Annotated in this window: 16 protein-coding genes; 11 read left to right on the top strand and 5 right to left on the bottom strand. The window is 71.9% G+C overall.

Translation table 11 applies throughout. The features are described 5' to 3' along the window. Positions 1-39: 39 nt before the first annotated feature. The 10 genes from ACZ4FV_RS16635 to ACZ4FV_RS16590 all read left to right on the top strand — a co-directional run bounded on the left by ACZ4FV_RS16635 (position 40) and on the right by ACZ4FV_RS16590 (position 12,013). Positions 40-996, top strand: coding sequence for a carbohydrate kinase family protein (locus tag ACZ4FV_RS16635; protein ID WP_465322823.1), 957 nt, complete (start codon positions 40-42; stop codon positions 994-996). Further along, positions 996-2,306 (top strand): alpha-galactosidase, encoded by a 1,311-nt coding sequence (gene melA / locus ACZ4FV_RS16630; RefSeq protein WP_465322822.1) that lies wholly within the window; start codon positions 996-998, stop codon positions 2,304-2,306. Before ACZ4FV_RS16635 ends, melA begins: the two co-directional genes overlap by 1 nt. Before the next feature lie 4 nt (positions 2,307-2,310). Next, positions 2,311-3,564, top strand: a complete 1,254-nt coding sequence (locus ACZ4FV_RS16625) for a Gfo/Idh/MocA family protein (protein WP_465322821.1) — start codon at positions 2,311-2,313, stop codon at positions 3,562-3,564. 488 nt (positions 3,565-4,052) lie between these two features. Continuing rightward, positions 4,053-4,367 (top strand): chaplin, encoded by a 315-nt coding sequence (locus ACZ4FV_RS16620; RefSeq protein ID WP_395860812.1) that lies wholly within the window; start codon positions 4,053-4,055, stop codon positions 4,365-4,367. 697 nt (positions 4,368-5,064) lie between these two features. Continuing rightward, positions 5,065-6,684, top strand: coding sequence for a fumarylacetoacetate hydrolase family protein (locus ACZ4FV_RS16615; RefSeq protein ID WP_402237955.1), 1,620 nt, complete (start codon positions 5,065-5,067; stop codon positions 6,682-6,684). Then, on the top strand, positions 6,681-7,622 hold the full coding sequence (gene dapA / locus ACZ4FV_RS16610) for a 4-hydroxy-tetrahydrodipicolinate synthase (RefSeq protein ID WP_395860816.1): 942 nt from the start codon (positions 6,681-6,683) through the stop codon (positions 7,620-7,622). The genes ACZ4FV_RS16615 and dapA overlap by 4 nt, the downstream gene beginning before the upstream one ends. Beyond that, positions 7,619-9,139, top strand: a complete 1,521-nt coding sequence (gene hpaE / locus ACZ4FV_RS16605; protein WP_395860818.1) for a 5-carboxymethyl-2-hydroxymuconate semialdehyde dehydrogenase — start codon at positions 7,619-7,621, stop codon at positions 9,137-9,139. The genes dapA and hpaE overlap by 4 nt, the downstream gene beginning before the upstream one ends. Positions 9,140-9,302: 163 nt before the next feature. Next, positions 9,303-10,415, top strand: a complete 1,113-nt coding sequence (hpaD, locus tag ACZ4FV_RS16600) for a 3,4-dihydroxyphenylacetate 2,3-dioxygenase (RefSeq protein ID WP_395860819.1) — start codon at positions 9,303-9,305, stop codon at positions 10,413-10,415. Positions 10,416-10,475: 60 nt separating this feature from the next. Further along, a complete protein-coding gene (locus ACZ4FV_RS16595) occupies positions 10,476-11,219 on the top strand; it encodes an alpha/beta fold hydrolase (protein WP_402237952.1) in 744 nt (247 codons plus the stop codon). Positions 11,220-11,323: 104 nt separating this feature from the next. After that, positions 11,324-12,013, top strand: a complete 690-nt coding sequence (locus ACZ4FV_RS16590) for a GntR family transcriptional regulator (RefSeq protein WP_395860823.1) — start codon at positions 11,324-11,326, stop codon at positions 12,011-12,013. A 158-nt stretch (positions 12,014-12,171) separates the two neighbouring features. Here ACZ4FV_RS16590 and ACZ4FV_RS16585 read toward each other — a convergent pair whose 3' ends face one another. Next, positions 12,172-12,909 (bottom strand): SDR family NAD(P)-dependent oxidoreductase, encoded by a 738-nt coding sequence (locus tag ACZ4FV_RS16585; RefSeq protein WP_395860825.1) that lies wholly within the window; start codon positions 12,907-12,909, stop codon positions 12,172-12,174. Further along, positions 12,906-13,907 (bottom strand): methyltransferase, encoded by a 1,002-nt coding sequence (locus ACZ4FV_RS16580; protein ID WP_395860827.1) that lies wholly within the window; start codon positions 13,905-13,907, stop codon positions 12,906-12,908. The genes ACZ4FV_RS16585 and ACZ4FV_RS16580 overlap by 4 nt, the downstream gene beginning before the upstream one ends. Positions 13,908-14,010: 103 nt before the next feature. On the opposite strand from ACZ4FV_RS16580, the gene ACZ4FV_RS16575 reads away from it, so the two are divergent. Further along, entirely contained in the window at positions 14,011-14,997 is a 987-nt protein-coding gene (locus ACZ4FV_RS16575) for an aldo/keto reductase (protein WP_465322820.1), read from the top strand. Positions 14,998-15,188: 191 nt separating this feature from the next. Here ACZ4FV_RS16575 and ACZ4FV_RS16570 read toward each other — a convergent pair whose 3' ends face one another. The 3 genes from ACZ4FV_RS16570 to ACZ4FV_RS16560 form a co-directional block, all read right to left on the bottom strand. After that, positions 15,189-16,211 (bottom strand): aldo/keto reductase, encoded by a 1,023-nt coding sequence (locus tag ACZ4FV_RS16570; RefSeq protein WP_465322819.1) that lies wholly within the window; start codon positions 16,209-16,211, stop codon positions 15,189-15,191. A 68-nt stretch (positions 16,212-16,279) separates the two neighbouring features. Next, entirely contained in the window at positions 16,280-17,425 is a 1,146-nt protein-coding gene (locus ACZ4FV_RS16565; protein WP_395860832.1) for a zinc-binding dehydrogenase, read from the bottom strand. Between the two features lie 2 nt (positions 17,426-17,427). Then, complete coding sequence (locus ACZ4FV_RS16560) at positions 17,428-18,300, bottom strand: branched-chain amino acid ABC transporter permease (RefSeq protein WP_395860834.1); 873 nt, start codon at positions 18,298-18,300, stop codon at positions 17,428-17,430. Positions 18,301-18,321: the final 21 nt, after the last annotated feature.

The following is an 18,321-nucleotide window of genomic DNA, read 5'->3' as shown; positions in this document are numbered from 1 at the left end:
CGTCCGTGCCGTCCGCATCATTCGCACCCAGGAAGTTCGATGCCGCACACCTTCGACCTGCTCGTCATCGGTGACGCCAATCCCGATGTCGTCCTCGGTCCCCTCGACGAGCCGTTGGCCTTCGGTCAACGCGAACAACTCGTCCCCACCGGCCTGCTCACCCTCGGCGGCTCCGCCGCGATCACCGCCTGCGGAGCGGCCCGACTCGGGCTGCGCGTCGCGATCGCCGGCCGCGTCGGCGACGACGAGGCCGGACGCTTCGTCCGCGCCGCCCTGACCGACCGGGGCGTGGACACCGCGGCACTGCGCGTCGACCCGAACCTGTGCACGCCGCTGACCACGGTGCTCACCCGGGCCGACGGCGACCGCGCGATCCTCACCGCGGCCGGCACCCTGGACGCCACCGGACCCGAGGACGTTCCCGAGGAGTTGCTCACCCGCAGCAGGCACGTGCACGCGGCGTCCTACTTCCTGATGCCCGGACTCGCGAAGGCACTGCCCGACCTGCTGCGCACCGCCCGCGCACACGGCGCGGGCACGTCCCTGGACACCAACGACGACCCCTCCGGGCGCTGGGATCCCACCGGCCTGGCCGCCGTACTGCCCACCGTCGACGTCCTGTTGCCCAACGCGCAGGAGGCCCTGGCGCTGGCCCGGATGCCCACCGGCACCCCGGAGGCGGCGGCCGAACGGCTGGCCGCCCGGGGCCCGTTGGTGGTGGTCAAGAACGGCGGCGAGGGCGCCTTCGCGCACGACGGTCGCACCGTACTGCGCACCCGGGGCATCCCGGCGCGACCGCTGGACACGGTCGGCGCCGGCGACAGCTTCGACGCCGGGTACCTCGCCGCCCTGCTCGCCGGCGAGTCGCCCGGCCGAGCACTCGAACTCGCCGCCGCGTGCGGCGCGTTGTCCACCCGGGCGCACGGCGGCACGCCGGCCCAACCCACCTGGGACGAGGCTGTCGCAGCCCTCGCCCGCAACCGAAAGAACCAGTGATGACCCGCACCAAGATCGTCTTCGTCGGCGCCGGCAGCGTCGTGTTCACCCAGGGGTTGCTGGCCGACCTCTTCGCCTTCCCGGAGTTGCGGCAGGCGCACATCGCGCTGCACGACATCGACCCGGAGCGGCTGGCCACCGCACAGGGCGCGGCCCGCCTGATCGCGAAGGATCGCGGCGCGGACCCGGTGATCAGCACGCACATCGATCGCCGCGAGGCACTCGCCGGTGCCCACTTCGTGATCAATATCGTCCAGGTCGGCATGCGTGCGGCCACCCGGACCGACTTCGAGGTGCCCGCCGAATACGGTCTGCGCCAGACCATCGGCGACACGCTCGGCATCGGCGGCATCTTCCGCGCGCTGCGCACCTTCCCGGTGTTGCGGGCCCTCGGCGAGGACATCGCCGAGATCTGCCCGGACGCGTGGTTGCTGAACTACACCAACCCGATGGCGATGAACGTGGGATACCTCACCCGGGCCACCGGCCTGACCCGGGTGGTGGGGCTGTGCCACTCGGTCTACTGGACCATGCAGGGCCTGGCGGAACTGGTCGGGATCCCCTACGAGGAGGTCGACTACCGCGCCGCCGGCGTCAACCACCAGGCCTGGGTGCTGCGCTTCGAGCACAACGGCACCGACCTGTACCCGAAGTTGGACGCGCTCATCGCCGAGGACGCCGAACTGCGGCGCCGGGTACGGGTGGACATGTATCGCCGGCTGGGCTACTACCCGACCGAGACCAGCGAGCACTCCAGCGAGTACGTGCCCTGGTACCTGGGCCACGACAGTGAGATCGCCCGGCTCCGGCTGCCGGTCGGCGCCTATCTCGGCATCGTCGACGAGAACATGGCCGCCTACGAGGAGACCCGCCGCGCGCTGGCCGCGGGGGACCCGGTCCCGGTGGAGTCCACGATGGAGTACGCGCCGCAGATCATCCACAGCATCGTCACGGGGACCCCGCGCACCGTCTACGGCAATGTGCCCAACCACGGGTTGATCGACAACCTGCCCGCCGACGGCATCGTCGAAGTACCGTGCCTGGTGGACGCGTTGGGCGTGCAGCCCACCCGGGTGGGGGCACTGCCCGCGCAGTGCGCAGCGCTCAACCGCGCCTACCTGAGCGTGAACGACCTGGTCGTACGCGCCGCGCTGGAGGACGACCCCCGGCATATCCGGCACGCGGCGATGGCCGACCCGGCCACCGCCGCCGCGTTGCCCGTCGAGCGCATCTGGGACCTGTGCGACGACATGGCCCGCGCGCACGGGGACCTGCTCCAGCCGGCACTGCGCGCCACGCTGGGGCACTGACGCGATGAGCGAGCTACGCGTGGGCGTGGTCGGGGTCGGACAGCGCGCCGGTCTGGCCGTCGAGGCGAACCGGCCGGGCCGGGCCCGGGTGGTCTCCTGCGCCGACCCCGCCGTGCGCGGCCGGGCCGACGCCGTCGCCCTGTTCGGCCCGGACGTCGCCGTGCACACCGACCATCGACGCATGCTCGACGACCGTCTCGACGCCGTCTTCGTGCTGACCCCGGATGATCGACACGTCGAGCCCGCGCTGTCCTTCCTGACCGCCGGGGTGCCGGTGTTCGTGGAGAAGCCACTGGCCATCACGGTGCCCGACTGCGACCGCCTGCTGCGCGCCGCGCACGAGAGCGGAACCAGGTTGTACGTCGGGCACAACCTGCGTCACCTGCCGATGTTGCGGCGGATGCGCGAGTTGATCGACGAAGGCGCGATCGGCCGGGTCCGGTCGGTGTGGTGCCGGCACTTCGTCGGGCACGGCGGCGACTTCTACTTCAAGGACTGGCACGCCGAACGCGCCCGCACCACCGGCCTGTTGCTCCAGAAGGGCGCGCACGACCTGGACGTGATCCACTGGTTGGCCGGCGGCTATTCGCACGACGTGGTCGCGATGGGCGACCTGGCGGTGTACGGCGGCAACCCCCGGCGCGAGCCCGTGCTCGCCGCCGCCGGCCGGGATCCGGCGACCCGGGTCGAGGAGGAGGCCCGGGCGCGGGACGGGTTCGCCCCCCAGGTGTGGCCGCCGACGGCGATGACCGGGGTCAATCCGATCGTGGACGTGGAGGACATCAGCCTGATGCTCACCCGACTCGACAACGGTGTCCTGGCCAGCTATCAGCAGTGCCACTTCACGCCGGACTACTGGCGCAACTACACGGTGATCGGCGACGAGGGCCGGATGGAGAACTTCGGCGACGGCCTGGCGGACGACCACCCGTCGATCAAGTTGTGGAACCTGCGCCGCTCCGGCTACCGGGCCGACGCCGACCGCAGTGAGTACGTGCCCGGCGGCGGCCTGCACGGCGGCGCGGACCCGGCCCTGGTCACCGAGTTCCTGCGCTTCGCGGTCCACGGCGGACCCACCCGTACCTCGCCGATCGCCGCGCGACAGGCGGTGGCGGCGGGTGTCGCCGCCACCGCCTCGTTGCGGGCGGGCGGCGTGCGTACCGAGGTGGCGCCGCTCGACCCGGACCTGGTCCGCTACTTCGCGGCGCACCAGAGCACCGCACCCGGCCCGCCTTCGGGCGCCGCGGCGACCTCCTGACGAGGTGGTCGCCACACCCGCGGTCCGCACGGCCGATCGACACCGGCCGAGCGGACCGCGGGTGCCTTCCGCTCGGCAGTCCTCGTGGGCGAACGGGAGCAGTTCCGTACCCAGCGCCCGGTCCAATACGGCCGCCGCGCCCGGCGTGGACTCGACCACCAACCCGGCCGCGACGAGCCGGGCCATCGATGTGCCGCCCAGGTGGCACGCAGCCAGGTCGCGGACGTCCGGCACGAGATCGGCCGAAGCCCGGATCGGCGCAGCTCGCGCCCTCGGGTCCGGCGGTGAGCCGGAAACGCTCGTGATTGGCGGACACCGCCGGGTCCCGAACGTCGAGCACGAGGTCGTGGCCATCGCCCTCCCCGCGCCCGTCGCCGACCGGCGTTCGGGTGAATGTCGACACCGACCGGTTGCCCGGAGCGATTCGCCTCGTTGCATTGCACGAGCGCCGCATCCGGCGCCGTGAACGTCGATACGGAGAGACACCAGTGAACTCGTTCAAGAAGGCCACCGTGCTGGCCGCCGGCACCGCCGCCCTGGTCATGGCGGGCGCGGGTGGCGCGAGCGCCGCCGCCGAGGCCGACGGCGCCGCCGTGAACTCCCCCGGCGTGTTGTCCGGCAACAACCTGCAGGTCCCGCTCCACATCCCGATCAACATTTGCGGGAACACGGTCAACGGCCTCGCCGCCTTCAACCCGACGTTCGGAAACGTCTGCCTCAACGTCGACGGTGAGGACGAGCACGACGACTTCGCGGCCGGCAACCACACCGGGAGCCTGGTCGGCGACGGCCACCACGGCTGACCCACCATCCCCCGGTCTCGGCACCTCCTCCCCGACCGGGTGTTTCGGGGCTCCGCGAGTGCGTCCGCGGAGCCCCGACCGCCGTTTCGAAGCGAACGACGATCGGGCCGGATCGGCCCCGAGTGCGAGTCCGTCATCGACCGCGCGAGACCGAGGCCGTAGCCGTCCCGCCGCCCGCGAGAGCTACCGCTCCGCGCGTCTCGCACGGTCCCACCATCCGCCGTACCGGCCACGGCTCGGAGTACGGCCGGCACGTCTCGCCCCGTTGCCCGGGTGTGGCAACCGGGCGCCGGAGAGCGCCCGTCGAAGGCGCCCGATCCGCGCGAGTCCGGCCCGTCCCGCCCGGTACCCCGGCGTGGCCCTCCGCGCGATGCGAACGTGCACGCCCTCGCCGCGGTCACGGGTGACCGGCGACGCCCGCCGCTTCAGCCGGCCCGCCACGCCGCTTCGCCCGGTTCAACCGGACTTCCGCTTCGGCCGGCACACCGCCGCCCGGGCTCGCACCGCACCGCACGCCTTGCGCGCTCCCCGACCGTCGCGCCGATTCCTCCCGCGCCGATCGGGCGAACAAGCGTTCCCGCCACAGTGGTTGACAGTGCAACCGAGATCACCTCTATTATTCTATCCGGAATCATATATGTTTCGAGATGGCATCGCTGATCCAGGCGCAAAGGGGTGGCGAGTGACACACGACGCGGTGACCGCATCGACCGGGCGGCGGCCCGGCAAGGTGCTGGCCGTACACCTCAACTATCGCTCCCGCGCGCGTCAGCGTGGCCGCGTCCCCGACCATGCCTCGTATTTCCTCAAACCGAGCAGCTCGCTCACCGGATCCGGCCCCGTCGAGCAGCCGGCCGGCGTCGAACTGCTGGGCTTCGAAGGCGAGATCGCGCTGATCATCGGCCGCACCGCGCACCGCGTCGCGCCCGCCGACGGATGGGCGCACGTCGGCTGGGTGACCGCCGCGAACGACCTGGGCCTGTACGACCTGCGCTACGCGGACGGCGGTTCCAACGTCCGGGCCAAGGGCGGCGACGGCTTCACCCCGCTGGGGCCGACCCTGCTGCCCGCGGCCGAGTTGAGACCCGACGCGCTGCGCGTACGCACCTGGCTGGACGGGGAGTTGGTCCAAGAGGACGAGAGCTCGACGCTGCTCTTCGGCTTCGCCGAGTTGGTCGCGGACCTGTCCCGGCTGCTCACCCTGGAGGTCGGCGACGTGATCCTCACCGGCACCCCGGCCGGCGCGTCGGTGGCCGGGATCGGGCAACGCGTCGAGGTCGAGGTGGACAGCCTCCGCGACCCCGACCGCAGCACCGGCAGGCTGCGCACCGACGTGGTCGCCGGCCCGGAACTCGGGGCGTGGGGTGCACCGCCCCGGGTCGACCCGGCCACCCGGGCCGACGCCACCGGCACCCGGCCCGCGTCCACCGAGCCGCGCCGCCCCCCGAAGCCCGCCGGGCCGCCCGCGCCGGCCCCGCCCGCGGAACCCGCCGGCGCCGACACATCCCCCGTCCTCACCGACGACCTGCGGGCCCGGCTCACCCGAGTCGCCGTGGCCACACTGAGCGTGCAACTGCGCGCCCGCGGCTTCGACACCGTCTCGATCGACGGCGTCCGCGCCCTCACCCCGGGGACCCGCCTGGTCGGCACCGCCCGCACACTGCGCTATGTCCCGTTCCGCAAGGACCTGTTCGCCGAGCACGGGGGCGGCTTCAACACGCAAAAACGCGCCGTCGACTCGCTGGAACCGGGCCAGGTCCTGGTGATGGAGGCCCGCGGCGTGGCCGGCGCCGGCACCCTGGGCGACATCCTCGCGCTGCGCGCCCGCACCCTCGGTGCGGCGGGCATCGTCACCGACGGCGCCGTCCGGGACAGCGCCGCCGTGGCCGCCCTGGGCCTGCCGGTACTGGCCGCCGCCGCGCATCCCGCCGTACTCGGCCGCCGGCACGTGCCCTGGGACACCGACGTCACCATCGCGTGCGGCGGCGCCACCGTACAGGTCGGCGACATCGTGGTGGCCGACGACGACGGCGCCGTGGTGATCCCGCCCACACTGCTCGCCGATGTCCTCGCGGCCGCCGAGGAGCAGGAGTCCCGCGAACGCTTCATCACCGAACAGGTGGCCGCCGGCGTGGAGTTGGCCGGCCTGTACCCGCTCGGGCCGGACTGGGAGCCCGCCTACCGCGCGTGGGCCGCCGACCCCCCTGCCGACATTTCCACCGCCGGCCCTGCGGTCACCTCGGCAGGCATCACCACCCCCGCCGACGCCGCCCGCGAAAGCACCATCCCGACCACCACCCGCGAGGAGCACCGATGAAGTACCGCGCCGATCCGTCCCTGATCCGCGGCTCGATCGCCCCGCTGGTCACCCCCTTCACCCCTGAGGGCGCGGTCGACACCGCCGCGCTGCGCCGCCTGGTCCGCTGGCAGATCGCGGCCGGTTCGCACGGCATCTCGCTCGGCGGCTCCACCGGCGAGCCGTCCGCACAGACCCTCGCCGAGCGCGCCGAGGCGATCCGGGCGGTCGCCGCCGAGATCGACGACCGGGTGCCGTTCCTGCCGGGCACCGGATCGACCAAGCTGGACGAGACCCTGGAACTGACCGGGATAGCCCGGGAGTCCGGCGCCGACGCGGTGCTGATCATCACCCCGTACTACGCGCGCCCCACCCAGGAGGCGCTGTTCGCCTGGTATTCCACGGTCGCCCGGGAGTACCCGGACCTGCCCGTGGTGATCTACAACGTGCCCGGTCGCACCGCCGTGGAGATCGCTCCCCAGACCGTGGCCCGGCTCTTCCGGGCGCACGAGAACATCGTCGGCGTCAAGGAGACCACCAGGGACTTCGAGCACTTCTCCCGGGTGATCGAGGCCGCCGGTCCCGAACTGCTGGTCTGGTCCGGCATCGAACTGTTGTGCCTGCCGGTACTGGTCCTGGGCGGCGCGGGCTTCGTCTCCGCGCTGGCCAACATCGCACCGGCCGCGGTCGCGCGGATGTACGAGGCCTACCAGGAGGGCGACCTGGGCCGAGCCCGCGAGTTGCACTACGCCCTCCATCCCCTGGTGGACCTGCTGTTCGTGGAGACCAACCCGGCGCCGGCCAAGTGGCTGATGCACCGACGCGGCCTGATCGGCTCCGACTTCGTGCGTCCGCCGCTGCTGCCGCTGTCCGAGCGGGGCCGGGCGGACGTGACCGCCCTCGCACAGAGCCGGCTCCACCTGCTGACCGACCCCGCCCTTGGAGAAGAAGCACTATGAGTTCCACGACGACGACTCCCGTCGAGCACTCCGGGGTACCCGCCGCGCTGCCCACACGGTTGCGTCATTTCATCGACGGCCGACACGTGGACTCGCTGGACGGCGCCACCTTCGAGGTCTGCGCCCCCGCCTCCAACCTGCCCTACGCCACCGCGGCGGCGGGCAAGGCGGCCGACGTGGACGCCGCGGTGCGGGCCGCCCGGCGCGCCTTCACCTCGGGTCCGTGGCCCGGGACGCAGGCCAAGGAGCGGGCCAGGGTGCTCCGTCGCATCGCCGACGAGGTGGAGCGTCGGGACGCCCGGCTGGCCGAGTTGGAGACCTTCGACACCGGTCTGCCGATCACCCAGGCGCTGGGTCAGGCGCAGCGCGCCGCGGAGAACTTCCGCTTCTTCGCGGACCTGATCGTCGGTCAGACCGACGAGGCCTACCAGGTGCCGGGCCGCCAGCTCAACTACGTCAATCGCCGCCCGATCGGGGTCGCCGGGCTGATCACGCCGTGGAACACGCCGTTCATGCTCGAGTCGTGGAAGCTGGCGCCGGCCCTGGCGGCCGGCTGCACGGTGGTGCTCAAGCCGGCCGAGTTCACCCCGCTGTCGGCTTCGTTGTGGGCGGACATCCTCACCGAGGCGGGCCTGCCGCAGGGCGTGTTCAACCTGGTCGGCGGATTCGGCGAGCAGGCGGGCGCGGCCCTGGTCGAACATCCGCACGTGCCGCTGATCTCGTTCACCGGCGAGACCACCACCGGGCAGAGCATCTTCCGCTCCGCCGCCCGGCACCTCAAGGGGCTGTCGATGGAACTCGGCGGCAAGTCACCGGTGATCGTGTTCGCCGACGCCGACCTGGACGACGCGATCGACGCCGCGCTCTTCGGGGTGTTCTCACTCAACGGCGAACGCTGCACCGCCGGTTCGCGGATCCTGGTCGAGCAGGGGGTGTACGCCGAGTTCGTCGAGCGGTTCGCCGCGCGAGCCGAGCGGATCGTGGTCGGGCCGCCGCAGGATCCGGCCACCGAGGTGGGCGCGCTGGTGCACCCCGAGCACTACGAACGGGTGTTGGCGTACGTGGAGATCGGCCGGCGCGAGGCGCGGCTGGTCGCGGGCGGCGCCCGGCCCGCGCACCTGCCGACCGGGAACTACCTCGCGCCGACCGTCTTTTGCGACGTGCCGCCGGACGCGCGGATCTTCCAGGAGGAGATCTTCGGACCGGTGGTGGCGCTGACCCCCTTCGCGGACGAGGCGGAGGCGATCGAGTTGGCCAACGCGGTCCGCTACGGACTGGCCGGCTACGTGTGGACCAACGACATCCGCCGGGCGCACCGGGTGGCGCAGAGCGTCGAGTCCGGCATGGTGTGGATCAACTCGCACAACGTCCGCGATCTGCGCACGCCGTTCGGCGGGATCAAGGCCTCGGGGCTCGGTCACGAGGGCGGCTACCGCTCGATCGACTTCTACACGTCACAGCAGGCCGTCCACGTGGCCATGGCACCGCTGCACACCGCCCGTTTCGGCGCCGCGTGAACCCGGGACGCCGGCCGGGTGTCCGGTCCGTGCCCGCCGGATCCCCGTCCGCGCTCGACCATGGCCCCGGCCGGGGGCGGAGCGCTAGTTTCCGGATCGGGCCCGGGCGACCGGGGCCGATCGCGCCGGCCGGGTCCGGCGCCTCGAACAGGAGGAGAGTCCGATGCCAACTCCCGCCGTTCCACCCGCACCCACCGCCCGCCCCGGCGTGCCTGCCCCCGACCCGGCGACCCCGCGCTGTCCGGACATCGTTCGCGCCGCCTACGCCGAGTTGGTGGTCACCGACCTGGCCGCGTCCCGCGAGTTCTACGTCGACCTGCTGGGCCTGGTGGTCACCCACGAGGACGAGGACGCGGTGTACCTGCGCGCCTTCGAGGAGTTTCTGCACCATTCACTGGTGCTGCGGCGCGGGGCCGCCGGCGCGCTGGCCGCATTGGCCTATCGGGTGCGCGCGCCGCGGGAGGTCGACGTCGCCGAGCGCTACTACCGGGCGCTGGGGGTGCCGGTCGAGCGCCGCGCGCCCGGGGCGACCCGCGGGATCGGGCCCGCCGTACGGGTGCTGGACCCGTTGGGGTTCCCCCTGGAGTTCTTCTACGAGGCCGAGCACGTGCCGCGCCTGCATCAGCGCTACGACCTGCACGGCGCGGGCGCGATCGCGCGGCTGGACCACTTCAACATCGTGGTGCCGGATGTGGCCCGGGCCGAGCGCTGCTACCGCGATCTGGGTTTTCGGGTGACCGAGGACATCCGGGGCGAGGACGAGACGTTGTACGCCTCGTGGCTGCACCGCAAGGACACGGTGCACGACATCGCGCTGACCGGTGGCGACGGGCCGCGGCTGCACCACATCGCGTTCGGCACGCACGAGCGCGCTCAGGTGTTGCACGTGTGCGATCTGCTCGGCGCGCGGCGCCGGTCCACGCACATCGAGCGCGGTCCCGGGCGGCACGGGGTGTCCAACGCCTTCTACGTCTACGTGCGCGATCCCGATCTGCATCGGGTGGAGATCTACACGACCGACTACTACACGGGGGACCCTGACCACCCGGTGTTGTCCTGGGACGTCCGGGACAACCAGCGGCGGGACTGGTGGGGCAACCCGGTGGTGCCGTCCTGGTATGCGGAGGCCTCCCCCGTCCTGGACCTGGCCGGCCGGCCGCAGCCGGTGCTCGCCCGGCGGGAGGACCGCGAGGCGGAAGTGACCGTCGGCGCCGACGGTTTCTCGTTCGCGCGGGACGCGACCGGCGACGGATTCCGGATCGGGTCGCAGCTGTGAGTATTCGCCCCTGGTGTACGATCTGAAATCGTATCCGAAATAGTCGAGTGGAGAAGTAGGATGCGCCTGCGGCAGCCCCTCGCCGTCACCACCTATCCGAGCACGGAGCGCACCGAGCAGCCTCCGGTGCTGCTCGTACACGGGTTCTGCTCCAGCACGCGCCGCACGTGGCTGGAGACGGGCATCGTCCAGGCCCTGCTCGACGCCGGCCGCACCATGATCGCGCCGGACCTGCGCGGCCACGGCGCCAGCCCCGCACCGACGAGCGCCGAGGAAGTGGACGCGGTCGCCTCGGCTCAGGACCTGCTGGCCGTGGTCGACGCGTACGGCGCGGACCGGTTCGACGTCGTCGCACACTCGCTCGGCGCCCGACTGGTCTGGGAGCTGGCCGCGCTGGCTCCCAAGCGGATCGGCCGGGTCGTGTTCGGCGGATTGAGCCCGACCGAGCCGTTCGCCGACGTGGACGTCACGGAGCTGCGCCGGGCGGTGCGCGACGAGGCGGCCCCGCCCGCCGATCCGCTCACCGGCATGATCGCGGGCCTGATCCGCGCCGAGGGTGCGCGCGCGGACGGGTTGGTGACCTGTGTCGAGGGTCTGCGCAGGACTCCGTTCACACCCGAGCGGTGGGCCGGCGGTACACCGCCGTGGTTCCTGGTCGGCGTCGACGACACGATGGTCCACGGCACCAAGGAACTGGTCGCCCTGGTCCCGGGATCCCGAATGGTCGCCATGGCCGGCGACCACCACGGCGTTCTGGTCAACCCGTTCTTCCGCGAACTGGTTGTGCGGGTCCTCGACCGCTGACCCACCGCGGCGTACCGCCCCCACCGGACCACGCCGGAGACGCCGGGCCGGGACACCTCGTCCCGGCCCGCCACCGTGTCCGGTCCAGACTGAGGAGACCGTAGTTGAGTCCCGCAAAGGCAACCACCGCCGCGAGCAAGGCCGCCAAGGCGTCGAAATCGGAGATGTGTTACGAACTGCTGCGCGGCCGCATCCTCGACGGCACCTACGGGCCCGGGTATCGGCTGGTGTTCGACCAGCTCGCCCGTGAGGCGGGGGTCAGCACCATTCCGCTGCGCGAGGCGGTGCGCCGGCTCCAGTCCGACGGCCTGGTGGAGATCGTGCGCAACGTCGGGGCCCGGGTGGCGGTCTTCGACCGTTCGCAGGTCGAGCACTCGCTGAACGTGCTGGCCCGCCTGGAGGGTTACGCGACCGCGATCTCGGCGCCGCTGATGAGCGCCGCCGACATCGCCGAGGCCCGCGCGATCAACGACCGCATGGTCGAGGCGCTGGCGGACTTCGATCCCACCGCGTTCACCGCGCTCAACCGGAGATTTCATTTCTCGCTCTACGCGCATTGCCCCGACAGGCACCTGAACGCGCTGCTCGAGTCGGAGTGGGCGCGGCTGGACCACATGCGGCGGTCGACCTTCACCTACGTGCCCGGCCGGGCCCGTACATCGGTGCGCGAGCACGAGCATCTGCTCGACCTGATCGACGCCGGCGCCGACCCACAGGTGATCGAACAGGCCGCGTGCGCCCACAAGATCGCCACGGCGGCGGCGCTGCACCAGGCCAAGACCGGGACCCCGTAGCGGCTCGGCGACGCGACGAAGGGCGGGCTCCGGGAGCCCGCCCTTCGTCGCGTGGTACCGCTCGTGCGGCGCCGGCATCCCTGCGGTGCCGGGTTCGGGTAACGCCGGGATCGGGTGGCGCCGGGATCGGGGGGCGCCGGGATCGGGGGGCGCCGGGCTCAGACCAGGAGTTGACCGCCGTCCACCGGCACGATCGTGCCGGTGATGTGCTCGGCCGCCGGCGAGGCCAGGAACACCGCGAGCGGCGCGACGTCCTCGGGGACCGCGATGCGGCCCAGCGGGATCCGCGCCTCCCACGCCTGTCGGGCCTGCGGGTCGGACATCAGGCCGGCGGTCATCGGGGTGTGCACCGGACCGGGCGCGATCCCGTTGACCCGGATGCGGTGCGGGGCCAGTTCGATCGCACCGGTACGCGTGATCGCGTCCACCGCGGCCTTGGTGGCCTCGTAGTGGCCCAGTCCCGCGGTGGGCTGCCGGGCGCCGATCGAGCTGATGTTGACGATGGCGCCGCCTGCCTCCGCGGCGATCATCAGCCGGGCCGCGGCCGCGGTGACGGTGAAGGTGCCGCGCAGGTTGACCGCCACCACGGTGTCGAAGACCTCGATCGGCAGGTCGACGAGCAGTCCGCCGCCCGCGACCAGTCCCGCGTTGTTGACCAGGACCGCGAGCGGGCCGACCTCGGCGAGGACCCGGTCCAGGGCCGCGGCCACCGACGCGGGGTCGGTGATGTCCATCGGGATCGGAACGCCGCCGATCTCCCGGGCTGTCTTCTCGGCCGCGTCGACGTCGAGATCGGCGATCACGACCCGGTCGCCGCCCTCGGCGAAGGCGCGCGCGACGGCCGCGCCGATGCCGCTCGCCCCGCCGGTGACCACCACGACGCGTCCGGTGCTCATCGGGCCTCCGCCACGATCACCCGCGGACTGCCCGGGAGTTCGAGTATGTCCACCGGCCGCCAACCGGCGTCCGTGAGCCATTCCTCGACCTCGCCGCGCGGGTACACCGTGGTGCCGTCGATGACCAGGTACTCCCCCGCGTGCAGGGTGTCGATCAGCCGCGGCGTCCCGTTCGGCTCCAGGAAGAAGTCCAGCAACAACAGCCGGGCCCCGGGAGCCGCCGCCTTGCGCGCCGCGGCCACGATCCGCCGGTTCTGCTCGGCGTCGAAGCGGTGCACGACGTGTTCGAGGAGCACCAGGTCGAAGCCGGTGGGCACGTCGTCCGTCAGCGGGTCGCCGGTGACCACTTCGACCCGGTCTTCGACCCCGGCCGCCGCGAGAGTGTTCTCCGCGTGCCCGACCAGGTCGCCGGCGGACATGAAGGTCGCGCTCAGCTCGGGGTTCGCACGCAGTGCCTCGGCCAGGAACGACCCGGACAACCCGCCCAGATCCAGGACCCGCCGGTGCGCGCCGAAGTCGTAGGCGCCCACCAGCATGCGGGCATGCAACGCGTTGTACGTCATCACCCCGCCGAGGAAGACGCCGAGCCGATCGCCGCCCAGATCCAGCGGGGCGGGCCGCGCGGTGCGGGTGGTCTCGGCGAAGCCGAGCCAGTGCGGGTAACTGACGGTGTCCAGGAAGGTCAGGAACGGGCGCAGATCCACGTCCGATGTCGATCCCCCGAGGTAGCGCCGGGCCGCGGGCGAGCCGGTGTATCCCGCCTCGCCGCGCTCCAGCAGCCCGAGGCCGACCATCGCGTCGGCCAGGATCAGCGTGGTGCGCTCGGGAAGTCCGGTCCGGGTCGCGAGCTCGTCGAGCGGCGCGGGCCCGTCGGCGAGCGCCTCGAACAGGCCGGCCTCGTTGGCCGCGAAAAGCTGCTTGGCGGCCATGTACGCGATCGCGATTTCGATGATGCGATCGGGGCCGACCTCGGCCTGGGCGTCCGAGGGAACTGACATCGGATCTCCTCGCGGGACAGGAAGTTGGTATCTGGAATGCTATATGATTACCGATGCCGTCAACAGTGGCGATCGTGTCCGTCTCCGCTCCCTTGGAGGATCCGTGGTGCTCTCCCCCGCCGCCGGCAGCCCGGGCCCGGTGCCCCGTCGTCGACTCGGCGCACACGGCCCGGAGGTGCCCGTGCTCGGCCTGGGCTCGTGGAACACCTGGGACCGGATGAGCCGTTCGGACGCCGTCGCGCTGATCCGCGACGCATTGGCGCACGGCGTGGAGCTGTTCGACGTCGCGCACTACGACATGGGCCCGCACGCGGAGAACGCGCGCACCGACCTGATCTTCGGGCAGGCGATGCGCGACGCGGGCGTGGCCCGGGAGGACTATCTGCTGTGCGGCAAGCTGTGGTTGTGGGAGTACCCGAGGAAGGGATTCGCCGAGCAACTGACGGTCTCGCTGGACCGGATCGGCACCGACCGGGCCGACCTGGTCGTGGTCGGCGACTTCTTCGGCGAGTTGGACGTACGAGCCGTGGTCCGCGACGTCGCCGAGCAGATCGCGGCCGGCCGGTTCACCTCGTGGGGCGTCAACAACTGGTCGGCCGCGGATGTGTGGCGGGCCCGGCGGTTCGCCGCCGAGGAGGGGCTGACGCCACCGACGTTCGCGCAGCTCAAGTACAGCCTGGCGCGTCGCGCGGTGCCCGAGGGCGAGCCGTTCGCCGAACTGTTCGCCGACGGACTGGCCATGCAGGCGTCCGACGTGCTGGAAGGCGGCATCCTGGCGGGCAACCTCCGGCCGCACCGCAAGATCGGCGCCGACCCCGGCGGCATCCGCGATCGCATCCGCGACACGTACCCGCTGATCGCCCGCGTGGCCGCCGAATTCGACGCCACACCCGCGCAACTGGCCATCGCCTTCTGCCTCACCAACCCCGCAGTCGCCACGGTCCTGTTCGGCGCCAGCCGCATATCCCAATGGCAAGACAACCTCAAAGCCCTGAACCTCCTCACCCGCCACCCCGAAGACCTCCGCACCGCCCTCTCCGCCACCTGGGTCGACGCCGACACAATGAACCCGACGGGCACGGAACGCTGACAACCCAACCAACCGACAACCCCGCCGGCCCGGCCAACCCCCAACCCACCTCTCAACCCGGCCGGCCCCCGAGCCCACCCCTCAGCCGGGCCGGCGCTCGAGGCCACCCCTCAACAAACCAGCCCGGCCGGCGCTTGAGGCCACCTTCCAGCCCGGCCGGCGCTTGAGGCCACCCCAAGCCACCAAAACCCTCAAGGACCCGAAGGGTCCACCACACCCCCGTCCGCAAAGAACGGCACCAGCCGAGCCCGCAACGCACTGGCCCCGACCCGATCCAACAACCGCAACCCCCCGACGTTGTCCACCAGTTGCTCCCGGCGCGTGGCCCCGAACAACACACTCGCCGTGGCCGGATGCGACAACGCAAACGCAACGCACACCTGCGCGGCGCTCGCGTCCAGTTCCGCCGCCACCGCCGCGATCCCGGGCGCGGACGCGATGATCCGCTCCCGTACGCCCCCCGGATCCCGCCCGATCTCCCGCGTCGGCGCGACCTTGCCGGCCAGGATGCCGCCCTCCAACACATCGGACGCCTGCATCGACAGACCGGCCGAGAACAATTCGGCGAACGGCGCGCCGTCCGCGATCGCCCGCCGGCAGGGGCTGTACTTCAGTTGCGCGACCTGCGGACCGGCCGAACCCGCCTCCACCGCGTGCCGCCGAATCGTGGTGATCGCCTGCGCCGACCAGTTGTTCACACCCCAGTGCCCGATCAGCCCGCTCTCCTCCAACTCGGCCAACTCACCGGCGAGTTGCTCCAAATCCACGGCGGCACCGTCCCCAGCGCCTTGCGCGTCGTCGCGGATATCGCGGATATCGCGGATATCGCGGATATCGCCCAGGATCGCCAGATCGGCGTACTCGGTCCCGGCCCGGAACATCGCCCGTTCCACCTGCTCGCGCAACGGCCGCGCCGGATAGCCCTCCAGCCACACCTTGGTGGACAGCAGGTACTCCTCCCGAGCCAGTCCCGCCGCCCGCACGATCGCCGAGAACAGCACGTCGGTGAACACCTGCTTCTGCCCGGGGATCCCGTACACCGCGACGTCGAAGAGGTTGATCCCCAACTCGACGGCGTGCGAGACCATGTCGACCGCGTCGTGGAAGTCCATCCGGTCGTAGGTGTGCCACGACCCCAGGGAAAGCGCGGACACGTACGGGCCCTCGACCCCCAGCCGGCGGCGCGGAACGGTCATGCTGTCGATGTCACCCATCGAAGGTCCTCTCGGGAACGACTACTGCGTGCGGATGGAACCGGCGCTCGAAGAACGACGAACAACGCTTACGGCAGCCACGGATGCACCACGGCCTTGACCTGCTCCTGCCGACCCATCGCCGCCAGCGCCGCACTCGCGCCGGACAGCCCGACCGGCGCCGCGAACAGCCGGTCCCAGTCGAATCGGTCGCGGAAGTCGCGCAGGAACTCGACGGCCCGGTGGTAGTCGCCCACGTCGCCGTTGAGCGAGCCGACCACATCGAGTTCCTTGCCCATGACGGTCCCCAGCGGCAACCGCTCCGGGGTGGGACCGGTACTGCCCACGATCACGAACGTCGCACCGAACGCCGCGAGTTCGACCGCCTCCGCACCCACACCGGGCGCACCGGCCAGGTCCAGGATCAGATCCGCGCCGCGCCCGCGGGTGGCGGCCAGTACCTCCTCTCGTCGGCCCCCGGCGTCGCCGTCCAGGCCGATCGTCACGTCCGCGCCGAATTCCCGGGCCAGTTCCAGCCGGTTCTCGGGCCCGCCGATCGTGATCACCGTGCGCGCGCCGCTCGCCTTGGCCATCGCGCCGGCCACGATGCCCAGCGCTCCGGCGCCCTGCACCACGACCTCGGCGCCGGGCCGTACCCCACCCGCCCGGTCGAACGCGTGCAGCACGGTCTTGACCGCGCACCCCGCGCACGCGGCCCAGGTGTCGGGCACGTCGTCGGGTACGAGCACCTTCTCCGCACGCGGCCCGACGTAGGCGAACTCGGCCAACCCGGCCGTGGCGTACGGCCATCGGTCCGATCGTTGCCGGAAGCCGTAGCCCCGATCGACGCAACCCACCGGCCGGCGCAACACCGTGCAGGCGTGGCACGTGCCGCAGGTCGACTCGGACCAGCCGATGCGATCGCCGACCCGCAGCGTGCGCCCGAGCGCGTCGGTGGCGCCCACGCCGACCACTTCGACCACGCCGGTCATCTCGTGGCCGAGCACCATCGGCAACATGCCGGGAAAACTCATGGCGCCGCGCCACAGGTGCACGTCGGTCGCACACAGCGTGGCGCAGCCGATCCGGACCAACACCGCGCCCGGCTCGCAGCGTTCGGGCAGTGCGATGTCCTCCAGGGTGAGCGGTTCGTCGTGCGCGCGCAGCACCGCGGCGCGGGTGGAGCCGTCCGGGGCGGAGCGGGTTCCCATGATCATCTGCGAACTCCGGTTCATTGTCATCGACTGTGCGCGGTATCCCAGACCTCGTGCCGGCTGCGCCACCACAGCAGCACCAGGATCACCAGGAACGGGATCACGCCTCGGTACTCGCGCACCGCGCTCATCGCGGCGGACATGCCCTCGAGGCAGCCGAGCAGCAGGCCGCCCGCCAGGGTCAGCGGCAGGTTGCGGAACCCGCCGACCATGGCGACGGCGAGCGCGGTGACGATCAGCTTGCCCAGCGTGGAGAAGTCGCCGCCCAGGCGCGGCGCGACCAGGATGATCACCAACGCCGTGAGCGCGCCGATGGCCACCCACACCGCGGTGGCCAGCCGCGGTGCGGAGATGCCGACCACCTGTGCGGTGCCCGGCCGTTCCGACAGTGCCTGCAGGCGCAGCCCCACCAGGGTCCTGCGCAGCAGCAGTTCGACTCCGACGGTGATCGCCACCGCGAAGGCGATCGAGACCAGCACGGCCTGCGAGACCACCACGTCACCGATCCGGAACAGCGCCCCGTCGAAGGGCGCCGGGAAGCGGCGCGCGCCGGTGGAGGTGGCACCGAACAGCCGCAGCCCCACGGCCATCACCGCGACGTAGACGGCCACCGTCACGGCCGCCTTGGTGCGTTCGTTGTGCTCCCCGAACCAGCGGATCAGCACCGCGCCCAGGATGCCGGACAAGGTCGCGCCGACCGCGACCCCGAGCGGCAGCGCGAGCCATACGTTCAGTCCGTCGTCGGTCAGCGAGACCATGGTGAAGGCGCCCATCGCGCCGATCGCCGCCATCGCGAAGTTCACCACGGCGACCAGGCGATAGGTCAGCACCACGCACAGTCCCAGCAGCGCGTAGCCCCCGCCGCTGCTCAGGCCCGCGATCACAGAGTTCAGCATTCGAGCACCTCCTGCTCCGAG

The sequence above is a fragment of the Embleya sp. NPDC025285 genome (assembly GCF_055558835.1).
Note: the sequence above shows the minus strand (reverse complement) of the source record. Positions and strands in the feature narration are given on the sequence as shown.

What these genes read in the sequence shown, in the direction of transcription:
- ACZ4FV_RS16635 (WP_465322823.1), top strand. Translation starts at nt 40, where the DNA reads ATGCCGCACACCTTCGACCTGCTCGTCATCGGTGACGCCAATCCCGAT.
- melA (WP_465322822.1), top strand. Translation starts at nt 996, where the DNA reads ATGACCCGCACCAAGATCGTCTTCGTCGGCGCCGGCAGCGTCGTGTTC.
- ACZ4FV_RS16625 (WP_465322821.1), top strand. Translation starts at nt 2,311, where the DNA reads ATGAGCGAGCTACGCGTGGGCGTGGTCGGGGTCGGACAGCGCGCCGGT.
- dapA (WP_395860816.1), top strand. Translation starts at nt 6,681, where the DNA reads ATGAAGTACCGCGCCGATCCGTCCCTGATCCGCGGCTCGATCGCCCCG.
- hpaE (WP_395860818.1), top strand. Translation starts at nt 7,619, where the DNA reads ATGAGTTCCACGACGACGACTCCCGTCGAGCACTCCGGGGTACCCGCC.
- hpaD (WP_395860819.1), top strand. Translation starts at nt 9,303, where the DNA reads ATGCCAACTCCCGCCGTTCCACCCGCACCCACCGCCCGCCCCGGCGTG.
- ACZ4FV_RS16595 (WP_402237952.1), top strand. Translation starts at nt 10,476, where the DNA reads ATGCGCCTGCGGCAGCCCCTCGCCGTCACCACCTATCCGAGCACGGAG.
- ACZ4FV_RS16585 (WP_395860825.1), bottom strand. Translation starts at nt 12,909, where the DNA reads ATGAGCACCGGACGCGTCGTGGTGGTCACCGGCGGGGCGAGCGGCATC.
- ACZ4FV_RS16580 (WP_395860827.1), bottom strand. Translation starts at nt 13,907, where the DNA reads ATGTCAGTTCCCTCGGACGCCCAGGCCGAGGTCGGCCCCGATCGCATC.
- ACZ4FV_RS16570 (WP_465322819.1), bottom strand. Translation starts at nt 16,211, where the DNA reads ATGGGTGACATCGACAGCATGACCGTTCCGCGCCGCCGGCTGGGGGTC.
- ACZ4FV_RS16565 (WP_395860832.1), bottom strand. Translation starts at nt 17,425, where the DNA reads ATGAACCGGAGTTCGCAGATGATCATGGGAACCCGCTCCGCCCCGGAC.
- ACZ4FV_RS16560 (WP_395860834.1), bottom strand. Translation starts at nt 18,300, where the DNA reads ATGCTGAACTCTGTGATCGCGGGCCTGAGCAGCGGCGGGGGCTACGCG.